1 protein-coding gene and 1 pseudogene are annotated in these 519 nt (G+C 47.6%); one reads left to right on the top strand and one right to left on the bottom strand.

Features of this window, described 5'->3' with window-relative positions; all coding sequences use genetic code 11:
• A partial coding sequence (locus R7Q11_RS29315; RefSeq protein WP_225467364.1) for a DUF1501 domain-containing protein occupies nucleotides 1-317 on the top strand: 317 nt, incomplete at its 5' end.
• A gap of 87 nt (nucleotides 318-404) precedes the next feature.
• Here the strand turns inward: R7Q11_RS29315 and R7Q11_RS29320 are convergent.
• Nucleotides 405-519: pseudogene (locus R7Q11_RS29320) on the bottom strand (3-oxoacyl-ACP synthase); the annotation flags it as partial.

Consider the following 519-nt stretch of genomic DNA (forward strand, 5'->3'; position numbering starts at 1 on the left):
ACGTGACCACGTTTACGATGTCTGACTTTGGTCGACGAATGACCAATAATGGTAACGGTACCGATCACGGCTGGGGCGGTCATCAGTTATTGATAAGTGGTGCGGTAAATGGCAGTGCGCCGATCGGTACGTGGCCAGAGTTAACACTTGGAGGGCAAGATGATTACTCAAAAGGTCGATTGATTCCGGCTATTGCCGCAGACCAAGTTGGCTCAACTCTCGCACAGTGGATGGGCGTGAGTGACAATGCCGCATTGGAATACGTATTCCCGAACATCCGTAATTTCACCACATCTAACCTTGGCTTTATGGCTTAAGCTAAGCGGCTTAGTTTCGTTTATTTAATTGTCAAAAAGGGAGCGCAATGCTCCCTTTGCAATATCATCTATGTTAACGAACGTTCATTAAACTTCGTCACGACGACGTTCGTTACAAAGCTTGATAGCGCGCTCAAGTAATTCTAGCGCGGATTGCTCACACTCAGGCAGAGCTGCATCACTTTCACCAATTGGCGTTACG

It is taken from the genome of Vibrio sp. 970, assembly GCF_033339075.1.